At 36.7% G+C, this 20,845-nt stretch carries 13 protein-coding genes; 5 read left to right on the top strand and 8 right to left on the bottom strand.

Features of this window, described 5'->3' with window-relative positions:
* The first annotated feature begins 5 nt into the window (after nt 1-5).
* Complete coding sequence (locus C9J31_RS03450; protein ID WP_107923602.1) at nt 6-905, top strand: accessory Sec system S-layer assembly protein; 900 nt, start codon at nt 6-8, stop codon at nt 903-905.
* A gap of 181 nt (nt 906-1,086) precedes the next feature.
* On the opposite strand, the gene C9J31_RS03445 is transcribed toward C9J31_RS03450, so the two are convergent.
* Nucleotides 1,087-1,980: a C40 family peptidase gene (locus C9J31_RS03445; protein WP_107947440.1), complete on the bottom strand. Its 894-nt coding sequence runs from the start codon at nt 1,978-1,980 to the stop codon at nt 1,087-1,089.
* A gap of 251 nt (nt 1,981-2,231) precedes the next feature.
* Here C9J31_RS03445 and brnQ point away from each other — a divergent pair, with 251 nt between their 5' ends.
* Nucleotides 2,232-3,539 carry a branched-chain amino acid transport system II carrier protein gene (brnQ, locus tag C9J31_RS03440; RefSeq protein ID WP_107947442.1) on the top strand — a complete coding sequence of 436 codons (1,308 nt, stop codon included), beginning with the start codon at nt 2,232-2,234 and terminating at the stop codon, nt 3,537-3,539.
* A 105-nt stretch (nt 3,540-3,644) separates the two neighbouring features.
* Nucleotides 3,645-5,030 carry a S41 family peptidase gene (locus C9J31_RS03435; protein ID WP_107947444.1) on the top strand — a complete coding sequence of 462 codons (1,386 nt, stop codon included), beginning with the start codon at nt 3,645-3,647 and terminating at the stop codon, nt 5,028-5,030.
* Nucleotides 5,031-5,094: 64 nt separating this feature from the next.
* Here C9J31_RS03435 and C9J31_RS03430 read toward each other — a convergent pair whose 3' ends face one another.
* The 5 genes from C9J31_RS03430 to C9J31_RS03410 form a co-directional block, all read right to left on the bottom strand.
* Nucleotides 5,095-5,730, bottom strand: coding sequence for a TetR/AcrR family transcriptional regulator (locus C9J31_RS03430; RefSeq protein WP_107947446.1), 636 nt, complete (start codon nt 5,728-5,730; stop codon nt 5,095-5,097).
* 337 nt (nt 5,731-6,067) lie between these two features.
* A complete protein-coding gene (gene murJ / locus C9J31_RS03425; RefSeq protein ID WP_107923607.1) occupies nt 6,068-7,594 on the bottom strand; it encodes a murein biosynthesis integral membrane protein MurJ in 1,527 nt (508 codons plus the stop codon).
* Nucleotides 7,591-8,691, bottom strand: coding sequence for a glycosyltransferase (locus C9J31_RS03420; RefSeq protein ID WP_107947448.1), 1,101 nt, complete (start codon nt 8,689-8,691; stop codon nt 7,591-7,593). The genes murJ and C9J31_RS03420 overlap by 4 nt, the downstream gene beginning before the upstream one ends.
* On the bottom strand, nt 8,688-9,833 hold the full coding sequence (locus C9J31_RS03415) for a polysaccharide pyruvyl transferase family protein (protein WP_107947449.1): 1,146 nt from the start codon (nt 9,831-9,833) through the stop codon (nt 8,688-8,690). The genes C9J31_RS03420 and C9J31_RS03415 overlap by 4 nt, the downstream gene beginning before the upstream one ends.
* Nucleotides 9,834-10,051: 218 nt before the next feature.
* Nucleotides 10,052-12,316: an S-layer homology domain-containing protein gene (locus tag C9J31_RS03410; RefSeq protein ID WP_107947451.1), complete on the bottom strand. Its 2,265-nt coding sequence runs from the start codon at nt 12,314-12,316 to the stop codon at nt 10,052-10,054.
* Between the two features lie 236 nt (nt 12,317-12,552).
* Between C9J31_RS03410 and C9J31_RS03405 the strand changes: the two genes are divergently transcribed.
* Nucleotides 12,553-14,448 carry an S-layer homology domain-containing protein gene (locus C9J31_RS03405; protein WP_107947453.1) on the top strand — a complete coding sequence of 632 codons (1,896 nt, stop codon included), beginning with the start codon at nt 12,553-12,555 and terminating at the stop codon, nt 14,446-14,448.
* Between the two features lie 677 nt (nt 14,449-15,125).
* Here C9J31_RS03405 and C9J31_RS03400 read toward each other — a convergent pair.
* On the bottom strand, nt 15,126-16,406 hold the full coding sequence (locus tag C9J31_RS03400; protein WP_107923612.1) for an oligosaccharide repeat unit polymerase: 1,281 nt from the start codon (nt 16,404-16,406) through the stop codon (nt 15,126-15,128).
* Between the two features lie 281 nt (nt 16,407-16,687).
* On the opposite strand from C9J31_RS03400, the gene C9J31_RS03395 reads away from it, so the two are divergent.
* Nucleotides 16,688-18,616, top strand: a complete 1,929-nt coding sequence (locus C9J31_RS03395; protein WP_107947454.1) for an S-layer homology domain-containing protein — start codon at nt 16,688-16,690, stop codon at nt 18,614-18,616.
* Between the two features lie 132 nt (nt 18,617-18,748).
* Here the strand turns inward: C9J31_RS03395 and C9J31_RS03390 are convergent, their stop codons facing one another.
* Nucleotides 18,749-20,638: an N-acetylmuramoyl-L-alanine amidase gene (locus tag C9J31_RS03390; protein WP_244854868.1), complete on the bottom strand. Its 1,890-nt coding sequence runs from the start codon at nt 20,636-20,638 to the stop codon at nt 18,749-18,751.
* Nucleotides 20,639-20,845: the final 207 nt, after the last annotated feature.

The following is a 20,845-nucleotide window of genomic DNA, read 5'->3' as shown; positions in this document are numbered from 1 at the left end:
CATTAATGGGCTTATTTTCATTCTTTAAAAAATCCGACAAAGTCGTTCAAGAGAACACAATCGACTCTAACGAATTATTAGGAACTGATTCTACTAATAACGGGGATAACCGTGATGTCGTAACAAAATTATCATTCCATCCTGAATGGGATGTTCCACAAGAGCAAAAATACATTTTCAATTTCCTTGCTAATGAACTAGAACCATTAAAACCGAATCAATTATCGCTTTCTTCTATTAGTATTGATGAAGACCTAAGTTCTGGAAACTGGCTCGTTCGTGCTTTTTTCCGCTCATCTTTACCAGAAGCAATTGAGCTTGGAGAAATTGAATTATTCATTATGGATAAAAATGATGAGCTTGTCGCATCCAAGAAATTTGATTTTAAAGCACTTGGGACAATTCCAGCTGAAAGTACTCGCCCTTGGGTATTTGAATTTGAAAAATCAACAATAAAAGTTGATGAAGTTCCTGAAGAAGGTTGGAAGATCGCATTTAACCTTGTATCTTTACGTGACCACCAATTAGAATTAGATCCAACTTGGGAAGAGCAATTACCTGCTGAACAGAAAGAGGAGCTTGCGAAAATCGTAAAAACTCTACCAAAACTAGGTGAAACAGAAGTTAATTTCACAGGCCTACAAGCCAAATTCGCGAATAACGGAAGTTTAAATGTTTCTATTTTTATTCGTAATGGACATAGTAAAGCTATCAACCTAGAACAGCTACCTATAGAAATTATTGATGCTAGAGGCATACAAATAGCTAAAGGCTCATTTAAAATGGAACCTGTTTTAACAGTGCAACCAAACTCTACGAAACCTTGGACGTTTATTTTCCCATCGCAATTAGTGAATCCCAAAGGGGCTGACCTTTCTCGCTGGACAGCTCGTGTAACACAATAAATTAAAACTCCCCCTCTCTTCTTCCTTAAGGGGGAGTTTTTTTATATCTATTAAAAATTGTAGCATTCTACCAAAGAGAATCTCCTTTCCTCTCTATCAGCGAATCCGAATAACTGTATGTACTGTCTATATATGATCATAAAAAAAACAATCCCAACATTTAGCTGAGATCGTTTTTGAATTATTTCATTAAATCAAATCGTTTATAAGCTACTAATCTACTTGACCAGTAAGAATAGGTAACATCAGAAATTTCAACACCCTCTGTACCTGCATGAACAAACTTATTATTCCCAAGATAGATACCCATATGAGAAATGCCTTCTTTATAAGTATTTTCAAAGAATACTAAGTCTCCAGCTACTGGATTCTTCACATTAGTGGTACTACTAGAATAGTAACCTTCACTGCTATCTCTTCCAATCTTTAACCCACTCTGGTTAAATGCATAGAAAATAAACCCACTACAATCTAGTCCATCTGGTGTGTTGCCTCCATATAGATAGGGTGTCCCAACTAGCTTATTAGCTATTTCTACTGTTTTCTTATAAATAGCTTGTCCATTAGCTGTAGGATCTTTTGTCGTTTCAGTTGTTGATGTACCCGCACCTGAAGTCACATTGTTATGTATTGTATCCTCGTCGGGGATGACAGCTACTGGAGAAATCTTTAACACTTGTCCAATATAAATTGTATCTTTTTCTAGTCCATTCCACATTTTAATGTCATTTAGTGCTACATTATACTGTTTAGCAATTTTCGATAGCGTATCGCCCTTCATTACTGTATGAGCGGCAATTGTTGGTTGTGCAGGTGTTGATGGTTTCGAAGGCTTTACTGTTTCACCATTCGTCTGTTTAGTAATTTCTAGTTTTTGTGCAACGTAAATCGTATCATGTGATAGATTGTTCCATTTTTTTATATCTTGAATGGTTACTTGATGATTTTGGGCGATTTTGGATAATGTATCCCCTTTTTGTACTGTATATGTCGCCGCTTCTGCCGTTTGTATTGCGAAAAATGAAGTCGCAATAGTACTTAAAGCAAGAATTCTCCATTTTTTTGACTTTTGCATATCAAATTGCCTCCGTTCATGCTAGAATATTTCCTTGTGTGTCTATCATACTAAAAATTTGTGTATTCAGAAATCGGAAATACTGACTATTTTTCAAACAAATTATCAATCTTATAAAATACTACAGAATCCGACTACTTTACAACGTTTAACTCGTTGCATGATTATCAATCATATGATAACATACACTTCTGTATTTAAAATTTTTAGAAAGTTTAATCTTTTCACTAATAAAGGAGTTTTTAATTTTTATGAAATTCATCAAAGAGAATCTAGCTGTAGGATTACTACTTTTCGCCTTATTCCTAGGAGCAGGAAATATTATCTTCCCACCATTATTAGGTCAACAAGCAGGAGAACATATAACAGTAGCAATGATTGGTTTCTTAATAACTGGTGTAGGTTTACCACTACTTGCTATCGTCGCTGTTGCCAAAGCAGGTGGCGATTTACAACTACTTGCTAATCGTGTTAACCCAGTTTTCGGTATCATTTTCACATCGATTGTTTATCTAGCAATTGGGCCATTTTTCGCAGTACCACGTACAGGCTCTGTGTCCTATGAAATCGGCATTGCACCGTTTCTTTCAGAAACAGCAGCAAATCACTGGGCTCCACTATTCATAACTTCTGTTATATTTTTTGCATTAATACTTTATTTAGCCATAAACCCTTCTAAACTTGTAGATCGCGTGGGAAAAATATTAACCCCTGCACTACTGATTGTTATTTTATTACTAGCAATTAAAAGCTTTGTAACGCCAATGGGCGAATCTAGTTTAGCTGTTGGAAAATATACAACTTCGCCTTTTACTGAAGGCTTTATTCAAGGCTACTTAACGATGGATGTGCTTAGTGCACTTGTTTTTGGTATTGTTATTTTACAGGCTTTACGAGGCATGGGTATGTCTGATACTAAAAAACAAGTCAAAACAACGATTTTTGCAGGAATCGTTGCAGCAATTGGTTTAGCATTTGTATATATCTCACTTGGCTATATCGGAAATACAAGTGTTGATGCCATTGGTGTATCAGATAATGGTGGTATCATCATTGCTAAGTCGGCTGACGTACTTTTTGGTAATCTAGGAAGTATTATTTTATCAATTACCATTTTACTAGCTTGCATCTCGACTGCTGTCGGTTTATTGACTGCCAATGCACAGTTTTTCAATAAACTCTTCCCCAAAATTTCATATAGAACATTTTTAATCGTTTTCACGATTTTCAGTTTAGCGATTACAAACGTTGGCTTATCTACAATTATTAACACATCTCTTCCTGTACTTTTGATCATCTATCCATTAGCAATGGTATTGATGGTGTTGTCGCTTTTAGATAACTTCTTTAAAGGTGGACAAATAGTTTATATTTTAGCATTAATCCCAACGTTTATGGTTAGTCTTTACGATGGCTTAAAACTGATGAAAATCGAAATAGTTCCTTATGAAAATTTCTTAAATGCCTTGCCATTGTATGAGCAGAGCCTAGGCTGGCTTGTACCAGCAATCTTTGGCGCAATCGTTGGCTTTATCATTCATAAAATTTCCAAAAAATAATAAAAGCTTAAAAGATACGTCTTTCTTTTACAGACGTGTCTTTTTCTTATTCGCAGATATATGGAAATTCATGTATAATAAAGGGTATTAGAAATGAGGTGTCTTATGAAAAAAGCATTGTGGTCTATGCTTTTCATTGTTAGCTTTTTCATCTTTCCATTGGCTAATGCTTCTGCCGCCAACAGTGAACCGCTTGTAGAAGAAATAAAGGAAATTATCGCAGAAAACTATGTTGGTACTATGAGTGGTAATTTACAAAATGCAAAAACAATCCCAGAAATCATCGACATGCTAGATCCATATTCAACATATTTCACAAAGCAGGAATTTGAAGATTTCATGAATAGCATCAACTTATCTACGATTGGAATTGGTGTAGTGATCGAAGAACATGAAGATGGCATTCATATTTTACAAGTAATTGACGATGGCGGGGCTTTTGCCGCTGGTGTTGTGGCTGGCGATATCATAATCGCTATCAACAATCACTCTATTGTTGGTCGTTCTACACAGGAAGTCTCTTCACTGCTGATTGGTCAGGAAGGATCACAAGTAACTATGACACTCTTACATGAGGATGGCACTACTTCAACAAAAACAGTAACTCGTAAAAAGTTTACACTACCAAATGTAGAATCTGCGTTACTATTTGGAGATGTGGGCTATATTGGCATGTCATCTTTTTCTGAAGACGGTGCACAATTAGTGAAGGATGCCCTTATCCAGCTAAAGCAACGTGGTGCTACTTCCTTTATATTGGATTTACAAAACAATGGTGGCGGATATGTGACCACTGCTGAACAACTTACAGGCTTATTTCCTAAAGCAAGAATCGCCTACTTATTACAAGAAGCTCATGCCTCTTACGAAGTGCGTGCTACTCATCAAAATGTGAAATTCCCAGCAGATACACGTATTCTTGTGAATCGGTATAGCGCAAGTGCCTCTGAAATGCTTGCAGCTTCCTTACAAGATCAACAAGCGGCTATTTTATATGGCGAAACTACTTACGGTAAAGGTGCGATGCAAGGGTTCTACGAATTGCAAGATGGTAGCTATTTAAAACTTACTGTCGGTAAATTTACAGGTCCTGCTGGCAATGTCATAAATGAAATTGGCGTTAAGCCCAACATTCAAACAAACTCTGCACCTATTTTTCAGGCGCATTATGATGCCATCAAAGCACAATATACAGACTATCAAGAGTTAACTAGTTTAAAAAATGTACCTACTACGAAAACATTTACAGTTAAATTCTCACAATCCTTGTCAACATCCATCCCTGAAGGCAGCGTACAACTTGTCGCCTTAGGCGGAAATGAAATTCCGATTACCACAATAGTCGATCAAGGAAGCTCCTTACTGGTTACTCCTACACAGCCTTTAATCAAAGGGCAAGAGTATATGCTTGTTGTTCATCCAACTGTGCAAAAACCATCAGGAAACAAGCTTAAAAATGGTATTTATCTTCATATAGTCGTGGAAAGCTAAAAATCCCTCTCCCCTTTAAAAAGCTTGTACTTTTAAGGGGAAGGGATTTTTTTATTAAGAATTTTCAATTCTCAAGTTGAAATTGTCGTTGTATCATATCGTACTTATCGTTTCTTATAAAATATAATTTTACTAAATCTTCTGCTAGCTCGCTTGGCTTTCTTTTTTGTTCGAGCAAATTTGTGAAGATCAGACGCTCAAATGAGCCCACTAAGCTATCTGCCAACGTTTTTACATCAACTTCGATTAATTGAAAAAAACGTTCACAATCATGTCGATAAATAAGATGAATAAACTGCTGTGAAAGTTGTGATTTAATTTGGTATGACTGTTCGGATTCAAAAAGGCCAATTTTCGTTAACTTTGGATTTTCAATGATATAAACGAATAACAAACATAGCTTTTGCTCCAGCGTTTTAATAAAGCCTTCTATACCTCTCACTATTTCATCTGAATATTCAGAATTTATAGTCATGATTTCGGTAAAGCCTTTTTGAAAGCTCTTATTCAAATCATTATAAAGAGATTGTTTGCTTTTAAAATATAAATAAAAGGTAGGCTGTGTTAAATTAGCGGCTTTTACAATATCACTAATTTTTGTATCATGATAACCTTTTTCAGAAAATAGGTCCACAGCTTTATTGAGCAATAATTGTTTACTTCGTTCACCATTTGAATTAATCTTTCTGCCTCTTGCCATATTTCCCACCTTATTTCATTCTATAGTAGAAATATTCATGATGCACTCGATTCATGATAGCCGTCGCTTTGCTCCGACATGCAATGCATCAATAATACCGAAATAGCCATTTACACATAAAACTTCCACCATTCAACACTGGTTTCATAAAATTTATTATAATACAACCCCTAATTTTTTACTATAAATTATGATTAATATGACAATTTTTTTATAGCAGTTCAACCCTTTGTAGATAGCTTGCTTTTTTCACTTATTCGAGGCACACGCACTATTAAATTCGATTATAACCTAAAAGGGGTATCTCAGATTCGCCACTAAGATACCCCCTTCTTTATTATTGCTTTAATAATTTTCTTCTTAGCTTATCAGCAAATTCTTTTACTTCCCTGACACCGAATAATAAATAAGAACCTACAAGTACTGCACTAAAGATAACAAGCCCAACTATAAAAGTAATCCACTTATAGTCAAACACTAAATAATGGCTTGAAAAGTACATGACAATTGTAATTATAATCATCGGTGGCAGCGCTCGGAAAAATTGGAGCTCTTTGCTGAAAATACCCATTTTCAGATCGTACTTGAAACTTGCATATATAATCAGCATGAAAAAATTCACAATAGCACTGATTAACGTACCCCATGCAATAGACACCACACCTGTAGAATCTACCAATAAAAAGATCACTGCTATATTAACAGCAAAAACATTAAGTAGACTAAATACTACTGGTGCCATCGAGTCTCCCTTGGCATAGTAAAAGCGTGTAATATATGTGTTCGCTGCAAGAAAATACATGGAAAGTACGAAGACAGCAAGTACTGGCGCTGTTTTAGCCGTTGACTCTACATCAAACTTGTTATATTCGAAAACAACCTGTATGAGATTTTCCGCATAGAAGTATGAGTAAATTGTCACCGGAACCAGCAATAAGAGTAAATAATGCAATCCTTTAGAGTATAAGCTTTTTATAGAAGCATGATCATTGTTGGCTTCTTTTTGACTTAAAATTGGATAAATAACCGTTGTTACGGCCGTAATTAAAATAGCCTGCGGAAATTGCATCAATTTTGAAGCAAAGTTAACAGATGATACAGCACCTTCTAATGATAATAACCCAGCAATATAACGCTGTAATAATGCATAGAGCTGAATAGTTGCGCCGCCAAGCATAATTGGTACTACCATAATCCATAACTCTTTTGATGATAAATTTCGTTCTAACGAAAAACCTACCTTGTACGTATCTAATTTACGGTAGCCAATAATTAAGAAATATACCATCAATGCCGCACTTGCTAAGGCACTAATCCCGTAGCCAATTGGCCCGATAAAATTCGATAACACAACGGCAATCACTAAGAATATGGCATTGTAAATTAAAATCGCAAAACTCGATAAATGAAATTTTTGATTTACATTTAGTAAGCCACTATACCATGAAGATAAAACAAGTAAAATAGATGACGGCATCATCCAGAAATAAAGATCTTTCGTTAATTTTATGTCACTTTCACTAACGATTTTACCCTGATTAAAACTTTCTAAAATCGGATTTGCAAAGGCAATCCCTATTAAAGTCATGACCGAAGCTGTCAAAAGGACAATTGTAAATGACTGTTTGACGAATAATGCACGATCTGTTGTTTCCCTGTTATAAATGGAAATGACAACAGTTGTAAATGCTCCACCAACCACTAAATATAAGAAGTTAGGAATCATATATGCTGTGAAAATACTGTCGGAAGTATGCCCACTACCATATTGGTAACCAACAATCATCTCACGTAAAAAGCCAAATACACGAGCCACAATATTAATAATCGCAACGGCTCCTATAATTTTTATAAATTTATTCATAAGTCATCCCTACCTTTGATGGCCGACTTATAAATCGCTATACATCTTGCTGTTATATTTTTTTCATCGTGAATGGCTAAGACGTTATCGACCGCTTCACGATCCATATATTGATCTTTTGGCGTGTTCACTGCACGCAGCATCTCCTCGGACAAGTCCATGGCGTTTTCGGGCTCTACTAAATGCCCTGCGCCTTCACCAAGCAGTGATACAAGTCCACCTACGTTAGAAGCAATAACAGGCGTATCTGTCGCTAATGCCTCTAATGCCACAAGTCCGAAACCTTCTAAATGGGAAGGTAACACAAAGACATCACTTGCTTGGAACCACTTTACTAGTTCTTGTTGTTTTAGCGGCTCTATAAATTTGACGTCTTCACTGACTAATGGTTGCAAGGAATGGAAAAATCCTTCATCTCTTCTAGAACCAACGATAATTAACTCTATTGGACGATTTACTTTTGTTTTTAACATTTGGAACGCCTGTAAAAGCTCCTCGACACCTTTTTGCTTAATGACATTTCCAACAAATAAGAATACAAATGGCTCCGAAGCTACTTGTAGCTCCTGACGTACTAGAGCTTGTTTACCTTTTGTGAATACTTCGCGATTGACTCCCATGCTAACAACCGAGATCTTGTCAGGTGCGATGTTAAAATCTTGTTCAATTTGTTGTGCTAAAACCGGACCTACCGCAATAACATGATCACTTTCACGTAAAATGCTGGCCGTCCAATTGCGGATTCTAGCATTCTTCTTCGCCATGCGCTCGATGTCACCGCCATGAGCTGTAACAATGTACGGTATTCCAAACATTTTCTTTAAAAGTAGCGACAGCATACCAGACGGAAAAACATAGTGTGCATGTGTAACATCGATTGATTTTCGATTTTTCAGGCCCTTCATCAGCGTAGAAATACCCCATTTAGCATATTTCATAATGGTGTTTTTCTTGCCAGTTGCTGGGTTTGCATTAACTGCTATTTCAACGTCTAGTCCAGCTTTTTCTAGTGCTGTGACTTGATTTTTCACAAAAATACCGAATGATAAATGATCAGATGTTGGATACATATTACTAATGACGAGTATTTTTTTCATAGACGTGTCACTGCCTTTTTCATTAATTCCTGACCATACATGGCCTCTTTATGAATATGTGTAGCAATTTGTTTCGTCTCAGCAATTGATTGCTCCCAATTGCTACTTAGCCTGCCAACTAATGTGGATAGAGCTTTCTCATCATCCGCTATATCCTGCATTTGAACACATCGCTCTGAAGCGCCTACAAAAGACATAAAATCCTGTACTTTTGTGTGATAAGATATCGCAATAATCGGAGTTTCCGCATTCGTTGCCAAAATAAGCGAGTGTAGACGTGTTCCAATGATAATATCCTGCTCTCCAGTAACTTCAAGAAGTCGCTCCGGCACCAAATTTTCTTCAATAATCTCTGTCTGCCCATGCTGTAGCATCTTTTTCTGAATATCTTTCGTCACCGTAACATCTTGCGGAAATTTCGTAGCAAAAAAAGTAATACGAACATTGTGTTCCGAGATGAGGTTATCTAAATTTTTCGCCATGCTTGTAACGTAGGCATCGTATTTTTCAAGGTCACCCTCTGGCCAGTAGTTCGCATTATAAAATGGAACCGCTGACACACCTATTTTTAACGGTTTTTCAGCGTAGCTATCACGAATCCCTTTTAATGTAAAAGCAGGATCACCGATAATTTCTATTTGCTTTTTTACGCCAATACTTTGTAAAAGCTCTTTAGACTGAGGATCACGCACAGAAATATTAGCTGCGTATTTGCACATCACTCTAATACTAATTTTTCCAGAAAACGTATCAAGTGGCCCTGCGCCACATCCGTAAATAATGTAGGGAATATTACTTTGTTTGGCCATCATTGCATACGCTCCATACAGGTGAGCCTCACGTTTATAAAAATCCATTAAAATGCCACCACCACCAATAATGAGGAGGTCAAATGTTGAAACATATTGTTTATTGTTATTATAAGTATGGATAAACGTTTTAACTAAATTGCTCTTTCTGTAATACAATGGATAGCTATGTACCCCATAACGCTCGGATGTTTGTTGTGTGTTATTACTAAAAACGGTAATGTCGTCGCTTGTTACCGAAAATGTTTGTTTTACTTGTTGAAGAATGCCGTATAATATTGATTCATCACCATTATTATCATTGCCGTAATTCCCCACAATGCCTATTTTCATTAAAAAACATCCTTTTACTTTTTAATACTGAGATTATACCACAATTGTACATTTTCTATCTTTTTAAAAATAGTAAAAAAAAGGGGCGAGTCTCGAAAGTCTTCGAAACGCCCCTTTTCTACTGTGAAATTTCAGTAGGGTAGTGGTTAAAAAGTGCTAAAAGTATCCTAGAGAATGATATTAATTACTAACCTTTAGCCTCTTCTATTTCTACCTATTTATTGATGTATTGCTCTATAAAGGAATAGACCGAAGTGCGCTCGACTAATCGCATCGTTTGGTTTATAAATATTTCCATCATAGCCTGTTGTAATTTTATTCGCTGCTAGTTGCTGGACATATGTGTAGGCCCAATGGTTTTTTGGTACATCTTTAAATGCAATGCTACTTGTACCTTTTAAATCGTAAGCCAATGCCACAATTTTCGCCATTTGAGCACGTGTTAATGTCGCATTCGGGTCAAATGTATTATTTTCTCGACCACTCATAATGCCGGCTTCCACAACAGCTGCAATTTGTTTATAGTACATATGGTTGGCTGGAATATCTTTAAAACTTGGATTTTTCACATTCGCTGTATTTAAGCCTAAGGCACGACTAATGATGACCGCTGCATGAGCACGTGTTAACTTGTCATTTGGTCTAAATGTACCATCCGCTTGTCCAGTAATGATATTATTAGCCGTTAAATACTCAATTTCTTTATAATACACATAATTATTTGGAATATCCTTAAACAAGGCTGCCTTCGCTACAGACACGGTAGCAGATTTACTTTCTGTTCCTAACGTTGCAATCACTTTACCAGTAGTACCTGCATTTTGTGCAGTAAACTTCCCATCGTTAGTAATTGTACCGATGTTGCCCTCCACTGACCATTTCACTTGAGATGGATCATAGACAATAGCTTTACCACTCTCATCTTTCGCATCTACTGTAAAGTTAACAGTTTCTCCAGCACCCACAGTTTTAGAACTTGGTGCAATGGTCATTGTTGTTGGTGCATCTACTATTTTGACTGGGAATGATTGCACCGCTGCACCATCATAACCGATATAAATTCTTTCCTCGCCAGCCTGTGTTGCCGTATAGTTTAAGCCATTAATTTTTAATGTTTCATTTTGTGACGCTAGTGATAAATGTCCATCTAGTGGAAGTGTCGTATAATTATCATCTAATACATATTGAACTGCTACGCTAGACGAAGCACCTACTAAAAGTGTTGCATAATTTGTGCTGTTTGAGAATTTTATATGTGTTGCTTTGCCTGTTGGTGCCGTACTTACTGCTTGTAATGTTGCAGACACAAGGCGTTGTGTATTGCCTGAATTAGAGGGAAGATTTGCTAAAACGACATTATTGCTGCCATAATTGCGAATGCCCATTGTTGTTGAGCCTCCACCGTCTAAGTTAATAGCTCTATCGACACCAAGTGCAACTAAATAATTTGCCAGCTGAACCATATTCATACCTTTACTATGGCTTTGACGGCCATCGACTGTTATGAAATGCACAGTTTGTCCATTATTACTTGTCGCTACAACTGTACGTGGTGCAACTTCTTTGGCACGAGAGCTTGATGTGCTCATCATAATATATGGTTTACCGTCTTTTACTAAGTATGGACCGCTCGCCAGTATAAACTGAGCATTTTGCCAAAGTTTATCGATAGAGAAGTTGACACTCATCTCATCGCCAACGGCTACTTGGCTTAGTTTACTATGCCATTCGCCTCCTTGTAAGGATACAACAAAGCCAGTTGATGGAATAGTTAATTTTTCTTTCGAGCCGTAAGCTTTAATTTGTGTTACTTTCCCTGTTAATGTTTGACCAAATGTATTTTCAGTAATCGGTGAACCTGTATCTACCACAATTTCAAAACCATATTCATTGGTATTTGTTGTTTTACTATAAAACTGTGGTGTGTAAATAATCGCTTCATAAATATTACGCTCGCGATTTAAACCGGACATTTCGTAATTCGTGCCTTTATGTGAAAGTGTCACATCAAAATCAAAATAATCGATAGCGCCACGACCATCTGCTGTCATCCCAAATGCTGTTGGCACATTCATGTATTGATCTGAGCCATTTGAAACTGCTCCACCATTTAAAATCACATTATTTTTAGCTAATAAAAACAATGGGTAGCCTTCTGACATATTATAAAAACTTGCATTAATAGCACCCACTACACGATTTCCCTCACGTGAATGACGATTAGCATTCGCTACAGTCGATTCTTTCCCATTCACTGTTGCAGGCATACCTAATTGTACTTCTGTTGCTTGTTCACCTACATTAATCGATAGATGATTAATAGAATTTGTATAGGTATTGCTGTATGTATACTGTTTATACTGCACACCTTTTGAAAGCGGATAATCCTTCTTTATTGTTTGAAATGCATAAGCATTTAATGGACTAATAACCATTGACATCATGACAACTAAAATCAGTAAATTTTTTGCTATTTTCTTCATTTTATTTGCGCTCCTCAATAATGTAGAGCCCTCACCTTCCCTTCTTATGTTTTACCTCTATAACATTAGCAAAAATATGTCAAAATTGCTATGGAACATTTAAGCTATTTTCCAGTTTCGTATAATAGCCATGAAAACTATTTAAATTGACGCATTTTATGATATTTCTAACATTTGACCCTTATCTCAGCTCTCTATCTTTGTTAAAATGGTGTTGAAGTTTAGGAGGGTAAAATATGAGAAAACTATCAATTATTGCATTTCTTTTAACATTAGTAGCCTCGCTATTATGGCAACCCCAAATAGCATCTGCTGATGAACTAACAGGTCATGCCCATGAAACAGGTCTTCGTTATTTAATTTCGAAAGACGCTATCGTGCAAGATGCAAACGGAAGCTATCGACCAAACGACAATGTGACACGTGGCGAATTTGCTTCTTATTTATCAAAGGTGCTAAAACTTGAAGCGAACGACGGAAAAGTATTTACAGATGTCCCAGATACATATATGTATTTGACAGATATTCAGCTTGCTGCGACAGCTGGCATTATCACAGGATACGCTGATGGTACTTTTAAACCCGATGCCGCTATTTCAAGACAGCATATGGCGATTATGTTGGAAAGAGCCATCGACTTTTTAAAAATCCCTAAGGGTACTTCTTCGATTACGTTTAAGGATAATGCAGCGATTATTAAGGACTACCGCCCAGCGGTGGCAGTTGGTGCTCATTTAGGCATTATAAACGGCTCTGATGGCTACTTTATGCCCGAAAAGAATGCCACAATCGGACAAGCTGCGACGTTCATTCAACGTTTAATGCTTCTTTCTGATGATTCAACTGTCGACACATCTACTTACGCTATCAAGGAAATTGCTAATGGTGCTCTTGTTGGTAATCAAGGCTACTCTAGTTTTGACGCAGCTGATAAAGCCCTAACGAAAAATACCCAGGTCATCGTTCAAAAAGATAAAATCGTCAAGATGACTTCAGGCTATGTTGTTACAAATAATTATGTAGCATTGAATTCCGAAACAATTAAAGACCAAATTTCTGTTGCAGGAAATACGGAAATGGAATACATCAGCAGTGACGCGACGCAAGTTAAAGTACGATTAGCTGGTCAAGTTGGTTTTTTGAAGCAAGCGGATGTTACACTAATCCCATTTTCATTGAGTAAAGGACGCTCTTACTATTCAAACGAAAATGGAGAAATTAAGCACACATTATACGATTACAATACAAATAAATATTCTTCTAGCTACGTATACGGAAAAGCGCCTGCCTTCATGAAGCAAGGCGAAAAATATTTTAGCTGGAACGGTATTTATTTTACAAATGGCAATGGTTCATCTAAGGGTGATGCCTATAACTATTATCAATTTTTACCTGCACGTGCAACAACGCAATATACGGCTGAAGAACTGGATGCCTATATTATGAATAAACTGGCTGAGATTGAAAGTACGGGTATTACATTGTATAAAGATGCAACAACGAAAAGTAAATTGATTGGCTTAGGCCAAACATTAAAAGAAGTTGAAGCAAATTCTAAAATCAATGCGATGCTGATTTTAGCACTTGCCCAACACGAAAGTGCTTATGGTATGAGCGATCATGCACAAAAGTTAAATAACCTCTTCGGTTTATATGTATATGACACAAACCCTCTTAACAAAGAGTTTGAAAGTGTTGCTGCCAATATTAATGAACTAGTTGAGAAGTTCCTACAGCCAAACTACATTACACCAGGTGGCTCATCAGGCAGAAACTATGCTAATGGTGCAGTAGTTGGTTCAAAAGCACTCGGCTTTAACGTTAAATACGCTTCAGATCCATATTGGGGCGCTAAAATCGCCGGACACTACTACCGCGCAGAAAAAATTCTAGGCTTTAAGGATGCAAACAATCCTTATACAATCGGTCTAACAACTTCAACTGGCTTAAATGTGCGTACTGACGCATCAACTAGCAATAGCCCACTGTTCACATACGTACGAAGTGGTATGCCTGTCATTGTCACAAACACTAGCACAAACGGCTGGTATGAAGTGCTTTCTGACAAGCTCCATTCAGGTACGGCATATATTAGCAAAGATTATATCCAAGTTATTAATACAGTAAAATAAAAAATGAGACTGGGACAAAAGAGAAAAAGTGTTAGATTGACTGATGTCGATCTAACACTTTTTTGCTGTGAACATTGATGTCCACTACGGCAGACGCTTTCCGAGGGCGTGATCTGAGCCTATAGTCTCAGGCGTCACGCTAATCCTCCAGGAGTCGCCGCCTTCGCTACCATTCTAAATTTTATTTATGCCAAAAGGAAGAACGTCTAAATTTTTTTCATTTTAGATAGCGAAAATTTAATAATACCTTTGCTTTTCTTTCTTAAAATTTAAAGTTTTGTCCTAGCCTCTTTTAGGCGGTAGACAAACTCAAAAGATTGAGTTTGTTTACCATCTTTTTTTAAAAGATAGAATTATCTATATGGACCCATTGATTTCCGCTAAGGCGGACGCTTTGTGCGGGCATGGCTTCAGTCTCCTTGTCGCTATGCTACACTCCTGCGGAAACTTCAGCTCATGCTATTCCCACAGGAAGCTTTGCTCTGTAACGAAAGGCGAATGCTGTCAGCTTCACTCGCCTCCACGGTCAAAGCAGTTATTTGCTTACATATTTTCACGTTAAACTTTCACTTTTATCCCCAACATTTTCTGATTTATCGATCACTTTTTTTAGTTTATCGACCATATTTATTCCTTTATCGAAAAAGGACTATCCTATGTAGGACAGTCCTTTACGGTTAATATTGAACTTTTTTTCCATCGGTTTTAATAATCGCAGACGCAATTACGACAAAACCGAGCATTAATATAAAGATTAAATCCAGTAAACCTGTATGCATTGATACTGTAAATAAAGTAATTACAAACGCATAGGCAACAGAGTGGAAGCTGCGAATACCACCTTGCTTCACTTTATTATAGATGAGAGAAATTAAGATACCGTATAACAAGAAGCCAATTGCTACAAGCGCATAGCCACCATCTAGGAACAGCTGCCCTATAAAGGTAGGTGTTGTTGTTCTCGTTGGACGTGTAATATACTTACCTTCTTCTACACTTAAAGAGTTTACAACCTCAGTAACCTTCATACGCGGTGAAATTTGCTCACCAGGTAAAATAGTATTGAAGATACCGCCATGAATCTCTCCTTTTAGGTAACCTTCCTCTTGTGTATACTCTATAATTTTACTTAAAACAATATGACCCGTAACACTTTCACCATTCAACGAACGCATCCATTTAGGTGTTAAATTTACCTTTTGCTCTACTGTCAAAAGTTTTTCTTTATCTGTTTCCGATAACTCAACATCTGGTTGATCGCGATTATTGAATTCCTTTGATGTATCCTCTGTCATAACGCGAAGGAAACCAAACATTGAAAACGCTACACCTATCACTAATAAGGCTGTAAGGAACCAAGTTAATTTCACACGTTTTACAACATAGTGGAAAATAATAATACCTGTAAATAGCATAATGATTAATGGTGTACGATAGCCCATTAATAAGAATAAAAACATGACAACCGCAAAAATCGAACCATAAACTAATGCTTTTTTCCATGTCATATGTTTTTCTAAAATCATTTTGTATGATAATAATAGCAGAATTCCATACCATAGTAATTGGCTAAAGAAGTTAAGTTTTGGATCAAGATTACGTCGGTTAGATTCATCCGAAATCCCCAAACCTCCACCAAAAATCATCATTAAATAAGAAGCTAAGCCGATTAATGTTAATAGCACAACAAAGTGAATCACATATTTCCCTAAAAAGGATAATCCGAATGATGGGATTGTCCATTGTAATTTATCAATGATATAGACACCGATGTAATAGCACACAAGCGCTACTAGTACAGCTGGTAAAATGGAAACGCGCACATTAAATAAATCGAATCGATGAAAATCGAACAGACTTGTGAAGAAATAAAGCACTAATATAAAAGGTAAAAAGAAATACGGTGAAAACGTATCTATCTTGTTAACCTTTGTAAAAACTTGTTTCAGTTTATTCATACATGTAATACATCTAATTTATCTTATTAGATGTTATTGCCCTCCTCTATCATGAATCAATAGTCACTAACTACTATTATATTCTTTAGTTTTCCCTACAAAACAAAGGTTATTATATCATAAATATAGATAGACTTATAGAATGGATTTAATAGATTTAACATAAAAAAACGCAATAATTTCTTTTTTTACCTAAATCTCTACGAATCATCCATTATTTAGTTGTAATATGTGTAGTAGTACTATTTTTTGCAACAATACTAAACAAGGATGTGAATCTTTTGAAAAAAATATTCTTTTCACTATTGGCAACCTGTGCTTTCTTGCTTGTAACAGAGTTATCCTCTTCACAAGCCCAAGCAGCAACACAAAGTATCGGTGTTGTTTTCTCTGAAAGTAGCGAGAAATATGCTAATACGACACACCCTGGTGGTACCTATCAAGGACAAACTGTATCGCCAAAGGTCGACTATAGCTCAACATACAATAAAGAGCTTAAAGCATACCTTCTCTATCAACAACAGGGCTTCAATGTAGAAAAAATTTATGAAAAGGACTTAAACAGCTTAGAAGCTTTAAGCCAGTACGACGCAATCGTTTTTCCATATACAGTGATGATGAATCATCAACAACGCGAAAATGTCAAAATGTACGTACGGAATGGTGGTGGGGCAATTTTCGCCTTCCAAACAGCTCGTAACGAGGCAACAAAATTTCCTAAAGCAGGCCAAATGGATTTATCCCCATTGATCTATGATGTCGATTCTTGGGTAATGGAATGGGATAACCTAACTGAAGTATTCAATGCGCGCTTTATAGACGATGTTGTGTTGGGGAACGCTACTGTCAGCAACACAAATACTGTACACCCTATCATGCAGAACGCGACAAAAGAGCTTGGTAAAAGCAAACTGAATCTGACTAAAACAGATCAAGAATGGGTTGAAATCATCAAGCCTTGGCAAGGTGGCTCAGCAACACCTATTTTGTATTTCTCAAATTACGATTACACAAGTAAGCCACAAACAATGAAGAAAAATGAATTCGGTGCTGCTCACGCCATTGAATACGGTAAAGGTCGTGTCGTTCAAATTGGTTTTAAAATCTTTGATTATATTAATATTGATGCAAAAGCAGATTGGCAGGACAACGAAAACGGAGTTGCCTACACAACAACACGTGGTGACAATGATGCAAAAGTATTTATGAAACACGCTTTAAAGTGGACGGCAGAGAATCATAAAGGCAATACACCACGCCGCTATAATCTTTCACTGTATTCTGACGGCGTGCAAAGCTATGTAGCTCCTTCTGGTCAATTTGTGTTCTATTCCACAGTGACTGTGAAGAATAACGGGAATGTACCTGCGCGTGGCACATTAAAAGTAGAGATTTTAGATACAAATGGTTATGTTGTTGGTCAAGGACATGAGCGCTATATTCCGGGTCTAGCGGCTGACGCGACAACAGATAATGCTGATCGTAAAGATATTAGTACCCATTCGGAAAAATATCAAATATTTATGCCTGGTAATTTAGCTGCCGGTACGTATACTATTCGTACATCCTTTATTGAAGGCCGAGATGATCGTAAAAATGTTGACGAAAAATTCGCAACGATTGCAGAAATTAAAACGCTCACACGCCCAAAAGGTTCCAATAAGACAACAATTGCTGTGGCTTCCATGTTCCAAGATATAACAACTTCAAATAGCGGCTACTATGATGTTAAAAATTTACAGGCCCTTGGTATTATTAATGGGAGTAATGGCAAATTTAATCCACAGGGAACATTAACACGTATGCAAGCCACTGAAATGGTCTTACGTGCGCTTGGTATTACTGCGTCAAGCTCAGCTTCCATGAAAGCAAGTGACGCAAAACCCGGTGATTATGGCTACGCACAGTTAGCAACGGGCATACGCTACGGAATTATTTCATTAGAAAATGGTAAAATTAATGCTCATCAGCCAATGACACGTGCTGATATGGCACATGCTCTTGTCAATGGCTTTAAACTACAAGGCTTTTCGACTAATACTTTTTCAGACGTGCCCCCTTCTCATACTTATTACAAAGATATCCAAGCACTATACGCTCTAGGCATTACAACGGGTTACGCAGATAATTCATTTAAGCCTAGTGGTACGGTTACACGTCAAAACTTTGCACAATTCGTTAATCGTACATTATACGCGAATGCTAAATAGTTTTCGCTTTGTCACTTATTACACTGTCCTTACTGGTAGAATGTTGAACTACAACATTCATATCAGCGACTGCTACTAATAAGATAAGAAAAGAGCTACACAGTTCACAATGAACTATGTAGCTCTTTTAAATTATTGTTTTGCGTAATATTGAGAAATACCTTTATAAATAGATTCTGCAAATAGCTCAACATATTGATCATCTGTCATTTTACCACGATCTTCACTATTTGTGAGGAAGCCTAGTTCGACTAAAATCGCTGGAATTAAAGTGTTACGAATGACATAGTATTGTTGCTCTTTCACACCACGATTTTTCATATTTAAGTTTGTCACAATTTGATTGTTTACAAAAGTAGCTAAATCTATATCCTCTTGATACATATCTCCTGTTGTCACAGCATAATATGTTTCAGTACCTTGTGCAGAAGTGCTCGATGCTGAGTTGACATGGATACTAACAAAGATTTCACCGAAGTTTGCATCCGTAAAATCCACACGATCTTGTAATGATGGGTACGTATCACCTGTACGTGTCATCTTTACCTGTGCACCTGCTGCTTCAAGTTTTTGCTTGACAAGTGTAGTCACTTTTAATGTAATAGACTTTTCTGAAGTTGAACCCACTACAGCACCTGGGTCCTTACCACCATGTCCAGCATCAAGAATGATAATACGGTTTTTCAACGGATTACCTTGGTTTAATAGCTTTAAGTACGATTTGTGCACATAACCTGTTTGGCCTTTAAAAGTAATTTGTGCCCAGTAACCATTTATACTGTTAACATGCACGTATTCGCCTTTGCTTAGCTTACCTAATACCGTAGAAGTCGAATTTGCTTCTTTTCGTACATTCAAACTATCAACAGTTGTACGTCCTAGTAAATCCCCTGATACAGGTGGAGTTGGTGGATCTGGTTTAGGTTGTTCCACTTCTACATCTTCTGTACTGTTTGCTACAATATATCCTGGCAAACCATTTACTACCGTTAAATAGTAACCATTAACCGTCTTATAGACAGGCAATTTCACTTTACTATTTACGGTTGCAATAATTTTAGATGAAGATGTTGCTTTCACATAAACATTAATACCTTGTGTAGTTGTAACTTGTTTTTGGATACTACCTAAAGCATTACCGTCCGCGTCTAAAAACTGTGCATACGTTTTATAAATATAAGCATAGGCACCTTTATACGTTACTTTTAACCAGTCTCCTTCAACAGCATAGACTGATAGTTTACCGCCTCTATTGACTGTCCCTACAACATTCGTACTAGAATTAGAATCTTTTGACTTACGAATATTTAATCCATCTGTCGTTACTTGAATTAAACCAATAACCTGCTTTGTATCTGGAACAGCATCACCTTTTACAGGTAGTTCTAAACGATATTTTTCACTTTTAGCACGCGCTACAAATAATGCAAATTGCGCACGTGTTACTTGACTATTTGGATTATAATTCTGACCGCTACCTTTTGTAATACCGTTATAATAAATAGTATTAACATATTGAACGTAAGGATGCGTAATGCCAACGTCCACAAATGGAGAATCTATATTGTCATAAGCACTAGCATCGAGCTTAAATGCCTTTGTTAGTACATAACTCATTTCGTCACGTGTTAAAGGCTTATTTGGTAAAAATTGCCCTTTTGTATTGGTTGCAAAGAGACCTAACTGAACGGCGCGTTCGACGTAGCCTGAAAGCTCAGTACCAACTGCTACATCTGAAAAGTTTGACTTGCTAACAACTAATGGTTTGTTCCCAGAGGCAACTACAACCATTTTTGCTACTTGTCCACGTGTTACATTATTATATGGTTTATAGTACGTTTTGCCGTTTTCCTTATAACCTTTAATAACACCTAAACTAACTAAATAATTAATCTCTTCATAAGCTTCATGCTTTGGGGAAACATCATCAAAACCACCACTTGCATTTGCACTATGTATAGTAAACATAGAAGCTGAAATGAATAAGACGCTTAATATAAGACTGATTTTTTTGAGGTACAATGTCTTATTTCCTCCCTTCCTGTTCTCGTGTTTCATTTTAACAAAAATACACAGCCAAAACTATCATACGAATGTAACTTTTCTACTGTTTTTTACATATCTCCTCCCTTTTCTATAAAGTGGAATTAATCGTTGCAGTGACTTTCACCACTTACAAACGATGAAAAGTTGACCCAATCAGATGGGACAACTATTTCATAAAAAGAA

It is taken from the genome of Lysinibacillus parviboronicapiens, assembly GCF_003049605.2.
GTDB lineage: Bacteria > Bacillota > Bacilli > Bacillales_A > Planococcaceae > Lysinibacillus > Lysinibacillus parviboronicapiens.
Note: the sequence above shows the minus strand (reverse complement) of the source record. Positions and strands in the feature narration are given on the sequence as shown.

Coding starts and splice junctions, on each gene's coding strand:
- C9J31_RS03450 (WP_107923602.1), top strand. CDS start 6: ATGGGCTTATTTTCATTCTTTAAAAAATCCGACAAAGTCGTTCAAGAG.
- C9J31_RS03445 (WP_107947440.1), bottom strand. CDS start 1,980: ATGCAAAAGTCAAAAAAATGGAGAATTCTTGCTTTAAGTACTATTGCG.
- brnQ (WP_107947442.1), top strand. CDS start 2,232: ATGAAATTCATCAAAGAGAATCTAGCTGTAGGATTACTACTTTTCGCC.
- C9J31_RS03435 (WP_107947444.1), top strand. CDS start 3,645: ATGAAAAAAGCATTGTGGTCTATGCTTTTCATTGTTAGCTTTTTCATC.
- C9J31_RS03430 (WP_107947446.1), bottom strand. CDS start 5,730: ATGGCAAGAGGCAGAAAGATTAATTCAAATGGTGAACGAAGTAAACAA.
- murJ (WP_107923607.1), bottom strand. CDS start 7,594: ATGAATAAATTTATAAAAATTATAGGAGCCGTTGCGATTATTAATATT.
- C9J31_RS03420 (WP_107947448.1), bottom strand. CDS start 8,691: ATGAAAAAAATACTCGTCATTAGTAATATGTATCCAACATCTGATCAT.
- C9J31_RS03415 (WP_107947449.1), bottom strand. CDS start 9,833: ATGAAAATAGGCATTGTGGGGAATTACGGCAATGATAATAATGGTGAT.
- C9J31_RS03410 (WP_107947451.1), bottom strand. CDS start 12,316: ATGAAGAAAATAGCAAAAAATTTACTGATTTTAGTTGTCATGATGTCA.
- C9J31_RS03405 (WP_107947453.1), top strand. CDS start 12,553: ATGAGAAAACTATCAATTATTGCATTTCTTTTAACATTAGTAGCCTCG.
- C9J31_RS03400 (WP_107923612.1), bottom strand. CDS start 16,406: ATGAATAAACTGAAACAAGTTTTTACAAAGGTTAACAAGATAGATACG.